The sequence below is a fragment of the Streptomyces sp. NRRL S-495 genome (genome assembly GCF_000966955.1).
Lineage (GTDB): Bacteria > Actinomycetota > Actinomycetes > Streptomycetales > Streptomycetaceae > Kitasatospora > Kitasatospora purpeofusca.
In genome coordinates this window covers 1-4,557 of record NZ_JZWY01000050.1, presented here as the reverse complement: position 1 = coordinate 4,557, position 4,557 = coordinate 1, and the positions used below count along the sequence as shown (strand labels likewise).

Genomic DNA, 4,557 nt, shown 5'->3' with positions numbered 1-4,557 from the left:
CTGCCCGCCCTGCCCTGCTCGGCCCGGGCGGCCTCCTCCGCGCGCTTCGGGACCGGCCCGGCGGCCGGGGTGCCGGCGGCGGGGGCCACGGCGGGCCTGGCCGGCGCGGGCCCGGCGGCCGCCGGCCGGGACTCGCTCCCCCCGGCCACGGCCCCGCGACGGCCCACCCAGCGGGTGGCGGCCAGCAGACCGGCCGAGACACCCAGCAGCACGATGCCGGTCCACACCCGGGGATCGAACACGAGCTTGGTCGCCCAGTCGGCCACCTCGTCGCCGATCGTCCGGGCCACCGGGAACAGGCCGGTCAGATAGAGGCCCAGCGGCAGCAGCGCGACGGCGAACCAGCGGGTCGCGGAGAGGAAGCGCCGACGGTAGGCCCGCAGGCCCGCCACGGCCACCCCGGCCGCCGTGAGCACGACACTGACCGCCGCCGTCAGCACGGCCGCCTCCCCTCGCCCGTCGCCGCCGCCCCGGTGCCCGGGACCGTCCTGCTGGTCGGGGCCGTCGCGGCCGTCACCGCCGCCCCGTCGGTCGGAGTCGTCATCCCGTCGGACCTCCCGTCGCTCCCGGTCTGGCCGGGCCCGGCCGCCGACTGTCCTGGCGGGGGCCCCACAGGTGGAACACTGAAGGCATGATCGAAGGTTCCCTCCCCCGTCTCGAGTTCTGGTGCGAACTCCAGTGCCCGGACTGCCGCACCGCCCTGGACGACGTCCGCGAGCTGCGCGCCCGCTACGGCGACGCCCTGCCGATCGAGCTGCGGCACTTCCCGCTCGAGAAGCACAAGCACGCCTACGCCGCCGCCGAGGCCGCCGAGGAGGCGTTCGCCCAGGGCCTGGGCTGGCCCTTCGTCGAGGCGCTGCTCGCCCGGACCGAGGACCTCTCCGCGCGCGGCACCGAGGTGCTGCTCGAGGTCGCCCGCGAGGTCGGGGTCGACCCCGAGGAGGTGGACACCGCGCTGGTGGACGGCCGGCACATGCTCACCGTCGACGCCGACCAGGCGGAGGGCCGGGCGATCGGTGTGAAGGGCACGCCGACCTATGTGATCGCCGGGCAGCGGTTCGACGGCGGGCAGAGCCAGGACGGCCTGCTGGAGCGCCTCGTCGCCGCCGTCGAGGCCGCCCGGGCGTCCCGCACCGCCTGACCCGCACTGCCCGACCTCACCGCCGGCTCACAGGAGCTGCTTGCCGTAGACCCGGTTGGTGACCCGGTAGCCGAGCGAGTCGTACAGCCGGACCGCGACCTCGTTGCCGCTGAAGACGTTCAGCCCGAGGTCGCGGACCCCGGCGGCCAGGCACTCCCGCTCCGCGAGCCGCATCAGCGTCCGCCCGTGCCCGCGCCCCCGGTGGGCGTCGGCCACCTCCACTACCATCACCCAGCCGAGCGGCGCACCGTCCGACAGCTCACGGATCCGCAGCGCCAGCCAGAGCGACCCCAGCGGCTCCTCCCCCGCCCCGTGCAGCCGGCGCAGCGCCACACCCGGGGTGCCGGCCCCCTGCGGCAGCAGCTTCAGATGGTCGGCCTCGGCCTTGGCGCGGGCCTGCTCCTCGCCCAGCCCGGAGGCCAGCAGATCGCGCACATAGCCCGCCTTGGCCTCGGCCAGCCAGGCCGGGAACGCGGCCTCGTCGATCGGGCGGGCGGCGACGCCCCCCGGCAGCGCGGGCGGCCCGTCCAGCCGCTTGACCATGTTCCGCATCCGCTCGGTGTAGCCGAGGGTCACCGCGAGCGAGCGCGCGATCCGCGCGGTCTCCGGGATGTCCGCGTCCACCCGGACGCAGCCCCAGCCCCGCAGCACCTCCTCGGCGGCCAGCGCGGCGATCGTCCCCCGGCCCCGGCCGCGCCCGCTGCGCACCTCCAACTCGGCTATCTCGCCCCAGAGTCGGTCGCCCCGGGGGACCGCCGTGGTGCGCAGCCCGCCGACCGGGCGGCCGTTGACGCAGATCTGCCAGCGTCTGGTCCGGCCGCCCGCGGCGGTGGGGGTCTCCTGGCTCTCGGGGCGCAGCGTGATGGTCATGTCCCGCTCCCTTCCCCGCCGTCCGGGTCTTCTACCGGCCGGGGCGCCTCGGGCGTGCCCGGCGGGATCCCTGCGTACCCGGTGTCCGGGGGCTGTCAGGGGTCGAGGTCGTCGCCGCTGTGCCGGGCGAAGGCCGCCATGGCGTCGAGCGTGACCGGGCCGGGGCCGGGGAGTTCCCGGTCGTCGACCCGGGTGACGGCCTGGACGTCGCGCAGGGAGGAGGTGAGGAAGACCTCCTCGGCCTGCTGGAGGGCGTCCAGCGGCAGGTCGGCCTCCTCGGCGCCGCACCAGTCGACGACGAGCTGCCGGGTGATGCCGGCCAGGCAGCCGGAGGCGAGCGGCGGGGTGAGCAGTCGGCCGTCGAGGACGACGAAGACATTGGAGCCGGTGCCTTCGCAGAGCCGGCCGGCGGTGTTGGCGAGCAGTGCCTCGGAGGCGCCGACGCGGTGGGCGGCGGCGAGGGCGACGACGTTCTCGGCGTAGGAGGTGGTCTTGAGGCCGGCGACGGCGCTGTGCTCGTTGCGGCGCCAGGGGACGACCGCGACGGCGGTGGTGTCGGGGCGGCGGGCGGCGGTGCCGAGGGAGGCCACCAGGGTGGGGGCGCCGTCGCCGCGTTCGGAGCCGAGCGGCGCCCTGCCGCCGGTGTAGGTGAGGCGCAGTCGGCCGAGGGGCATCGGGTTGGCGGCGAGGACGGTGGCGCACGCCTTGCGGACCAGGTCGTGGTCGGGGTCGGGCAGTCCGAGGCCGCGGGCGGAGCGGGTGAGCCGGTCGAGGTGGCGGGTGAGCGCGAAGGGCCGGCCGTCGACGGTCTTCATGGTCTCGAAGACGCCGTCGCCGGTGGTGAGTCCGTGGTCGAGGACGGACAGGGCCGGGTCCGCGGAGTCGACGAGGGCGCCGTTGACCCAGCTGGTGGTCGGGTGCTGCATCGCGGGGGGCTCCTCGCGGGACGGGCACGGGCCGGCCGGTCCGGGTGGCGGCCGGTCCGGTCCGTGTCGGGTTCAGTCGGTGTCGGAGTACGTCTCGGCACCCGACGCTATCGCGACCAGGCGGGCCGCCTTCAGTTCGGTTTCCGCCCATTCCCGTTCGGGGTCGGAGTCCCAGGTGATGCCGGCGCCGGTGCCGAAGCGCAGCTCGGGTGCCGCCGGGTCGGTCCGGTCGATCCAGAACGTGCGGATGCCGACGGCGAGTTCGGCCTGGCCCCGGTCGGCGTCGACCCAGCCGACGGCGCCGCAGTAGGGGCCGCGCGGCGCGGTCTCCAGGGCCTCGATGATCCGCAGAGCGCTGGACTTGGGGGCGCCGGTGACGGATCCGGGCGGGAAGGTGGCGGAGAACAGCGCGGGCCAGCCGGCGTCCTCGCGCAGGGTGCCTTCGACGGTGGAGACCAGGTGGACCAGGCCGGGGTGCTTCTCGACCGCGCACAGGTCGGGCACGGTGACGCTGCCGGTGGCGCAGACCCGGCCGAGGTCGTTGCGGACCAGGTCGACGATCATCACGTTCTCGGCGTGGTCCTTGTCGAGCAGGTCGTGCTCGGTGCGGCCGGTGCCCTTGATCGGGCCGGAGGCGACGGTGCGGCCGGTGCGGCGCAGATAGAGCTCCGGCGAGGCGGTGGCGATCTCCACGCCGTGGCCGGGCAGCCGGATCGTTCCGGCGTAGGGGGCCGGGTTGCCGTGGGCGAGCAGGCCGGTGAGGGCGTCGATGTCGGAGCGGTCCGGGTCGGGCAGCGGGGCGGAGAGCACCCGGCAGAGGTTGGCCTGGTAGACCTCGCCGGCGGCGATGTGCTCGCGGATCCGGCGGACGCCCCCGGTGTAGGCGACGCGGTCGAGCGAGCTGCGCCAGCTGCCGGCGGCCGGGCCGAGCCAGCCGGCGCCGGAGGGTGCGGCCGGGGCCGGGCGGACGTCGTCGAAGCGGGCGCAGGTGAGCCGGCCCTCGAAGTCGTGGGCGACGGCCCACCAGCCGGTGGAGTCCAGCGCGGCCGGGTCCGAGGTGATGTCGCGCAGTCCGGTGGCGACGCGGCCGCCGAAGCGGGCGAGGGGCTGGTGGGGGGCGGGGTGGCCGGACACGGTTCTCCTGCACAGGGCTTTGCGAGGTTGCGGTGCCTGAAGTGTAGGTCGAGGGGAGTGAGCAGAGTCGGGCGTCGCGCGGGCGTACGCCGGGTGACCTGCGGGTGTCACTCAGGGTGCTCCGTCGCCCCCGTTGGGTCCGTCCGGGGCGGTCGGAGCCGGGGCGGCCGGGGGGCGCCGGGCGGGGACCCCGGGGGCACGCTGCGGGAACGGATTTTTAGCTGGCCCGGGAATCCGCTAGAGTTCAACACGTCGCCAGGGAGCGCAGCCGGGAAAACCGGCGAAGATCCCCGGGAGACAGGCGGACGTGGCTCAGTTGGTAGAGCATCACCTTGCCAAGGTGAGGGTCGCGAGTTCGAATCTCGTCGTCCGCTCGCAGTAGCGAGCACAACTCAATAGTTCCATCCTGCGGACGTGGCTCAGTTGGTAGAGCATCACCTTGCCAAGGTGAGGGTCGCGAGTTCGAATCTCGTCGTCCGCTCCAGT

At 75.2% G+C, this 4,557-nt stretch carries 5 protein-coding genes and 2 tRNA genes; 3 read left to right on the top strand and 4 right to left on the bottom strand.

Annotation, left to right across the window (positions count from 1 at the left end; all coding sequences use genetic code 11):
- Nucleotides 1–440: hypothetical protein (locus VR45_RS04035; protein ID WP_045938287.1), on the bottom strand; the 440-nt coding region annotated here is incomplete at its 3' end.
- A gap of 191 nt (nucleotides 441–631) precedes the next feature.
- Here VR45_RS04035 and VR45_RS04030 point away from each other — a divergent pair.
- Nucleotides 632–1,141: a DsbA family protein gene (locus VR45_RS04030; RefSeq protein ID WP_045938286.1), complete on the top strand. Its 510-nt coding sequence runs from the start codon at nucleotides 632–634 to the stop codon at nucleotides 1,139–1,141.
- Between the two features lie 27 nt (nucleotides 1,142–1,168).
- Here the strand turns inward: VR45_RS04030 and VR45_RS04025 are convergent, their stop codons facing one another.
- The 3 genes from VR45_RS04025 to VR45_RS04015 all read right to left on the bottom strand — a co-directional run bounded on the left by VR45_RS04025 (nucleotide 1,169) and on the right by VR45_RS04015 (nucleotide 4,071).
- Nucleotides 1,169–2,011: a GNAT family N-acetyltransferase gene (locus VR45_RS04025; protein ID WP_045938285.1), complete on the bottom strand. Its 843-nt coding sequence runs from the start codon at nucleotides 2,009–2,011 to the stop codon at nucleotides 1,169–1,171.
- A 95-nt stretch (nucleotides 2,012–2,106) separates the two neighbouring features.
- On the bottom strand, nucleotides 2,107–2,937 hold the full coding sequence (locus tag VR45_RS04020; protein ID WP_045938284.1) for an aminodeoxychorismate lyase: 831 nt from the start codon (nucleotides 2,935–2,937) through the stop codon (nucleotides 2,107–2,109).
- Between the two features lie 72 nt (nucleotides 2,938–3,009).
- Nucleotides 3,010–4,071: a chorismate-binding protein gene (locus VR45_RS04015; RefSeq protein ID WP_045938283.1), complete on the bottom strand. Its 1,062-nt coding sequence runs from the start codon at nucleotides 4,069–4,071 to the stop codon at nucleotides 3,010–3,012.
- Between the two features lie 301 nt (nucleotides 4,072–4,372).
- Between VR45_RS04015 and VR45_RS04010 the strand changes: the two genes are divergently transcribed.
- Nucleotides 4,373–4,445 (top strand) — tRNA-Gly (locus tag VR45_RS04010).
- A gap of 34 nt (nucleotides 4,446–4,479) precedes the next feature.
- Nucleotides 4,480–4,555 (top strand) — tRNA-Gly (locus VR45_RS04005).
- Nucleotides 4,556–4,557: the final 2 nt, after the last annotated feature.

Coding starts and splice junctions, on each gene's coding strand:
- VR45_RS04030 (WP_045938286.1), top strand. CDS start 632: ATGATCGAAGGTTCCCTCCCCCGTCTCGAGTTCTGGTGCGAACTCCAG.
- VR45_RS04025 (WP_045938285.1), bottom strand. CDS start 2,011: ATGACCATCACGCTGCGCCCCGAGAGCCAGGAGACCCCCACCGCCGCG.
- VR45_RS04020 (WP_045938284.1), bottom strand. CDS start 2,937: ATGCAGCACCCGACCACCAGCTGGGTCAACGGCGCCCTCGTCGACTCC.